The organism is Microcoleus sp. S13_C3, assembly GCF_036700905.1.
GTDB lineage: Bacteria > Cyanobacteriota > Cyanobacteriia > Cyanobacteriales > Microcoleaceae > Microcoleus.
In genome coordinates, this window is the sequence record NZ_JAUBPT010000038.1 from 21,651 (window position 1) to 23,253 (window position 1,603).

Sequence of the window (1,603 nt, forward strand, 5' to 3'; positions counted from 1 at the left end):
CGAATATCTCTGTCACCAACAATCCGCCGATCGTACAACCCGAAAATTACCCTACCTTACACGATCAAGTCTTGAACCTGCCTGCCGCCAAGGGAGTTTTAGCCAACGATAGCGACGTGGATGGCGATGTGTTGACGGCAACTAAAGTCACAAATCCCAACAATGGCACTCTCGCATTCAATAAAGACGGTTCTTTTATCTATACTCCCAATCCGGGATTCGTGGGACTCGACAGCTTTACATACACAGTCAGCGACGGGGCTGCTACTTTACCAGCAATTTTAGCAAATATTAATGTCACAAATAATCCACCGTTTGCAGTAATTGACAATTACAAAACCCTTCACGGTCAAGTCCTGAACGTGGCTGTTGGTGGGGGAGTTTTAGCCAACGACATCGACTCTGACGGTGATTTGCGGACGGCAACTCTAGTCACAAATCCCAACAATGGCACTCTCGGATTGAATAAGGATGGTTCGTTTACTTATACTCCCAATCCAGGATTTGTTGGACTCGACAGCTTTACTTACACTGTCAGCGACGGGGCTGCTACTTCACCAGCAATTTCGGCAAATATCAACGTTACAAACAATCCGCCGAGCGCACAACCCGACACCTACAGCATCAGTGCCGGAAAAGTCCTCAGCTTAACAGCGCCGGGAGTTTTAATCAACGACACCGATGCAGATTTAGACACGCTGACTGCTGCGGTGGCCGCAAATCCGACGAAAGGGTCGATCGCCCTCAACAAAGACGGTTCTTTGACTTATACTCCTAACGCTGGCTTTTCTGGAACAGACACATTTACCTACACAGTCAGCGACGGAATAGTTAGCTCGGAACCGGCTACCGTGACTGTCAGCGTCAACAATAACCCGCCTGTGGCGAATTCTGACAGCTATACTACTGCTTTTAATACGAGTCTCAACGTGACTGGTTTGGGAGTCTTAATCAACGATACAGACCCGGAAAAGGACCCGTTGACGGCGATTCTGGTGACAAATCCGGCTAAAGGGTCGATCGCCCTCAACGCTAACGGTTCTTTCACTTATACTCCGAATCCTGGTTTTGCAGGGACAGACTCTTTTACCTACAAAGCTAATGATGGCAAAGCTGATTCTGCGATCGTCACGGGAAGCATTGTTGTAAATACCCCTCCAACTCCGACTCCCACGGAAACTCCGACTCCCACGGGAACTCCGACTCCCACGGAAACTCCAACTCCCACGGAAACTCCAACCCCAACCGGAACTCCGACTCCCACGGGAACTCCGACTCCAGCCGGAACTCCAACCCCAACCGGAACTCCAACCCCAACCGGAACTCCAACCCCAACCGGAACTCCGACTCCCACGGGAACTCCGACTCCCACGGGAACTCCGACTCCAACCGGAACTCCGACTCCAACCGGAACTCCGACTCCAACCGGAACTCCAACTCCCACGGAAACTCCAACTCCCACGGAAACTCCAACTCCCACGGGAACTCCAACTCCCACGGGAACTCCAACTCCCACGGGAACTCCGACTCCCACGGGAACTCCGACTCCCACGGGAACTCCGACTCCCACGGGAACTCCGACTCCCACGGGAACTCCGACTCC

1 protein-coding gene is annotated in these 1,603 nt (G+C 52.2%); it reads left to right on the forward strand.

What is annotated here, in order from left to right; translation table 11 throughout:
• The coding region (locus tag QUA16_RS12960) for a cadherin-like domain-containing protein (protein WP_333181162.1) at positions 1-1,603 on the forward strand (1,603 nt) is incomplete at both ends.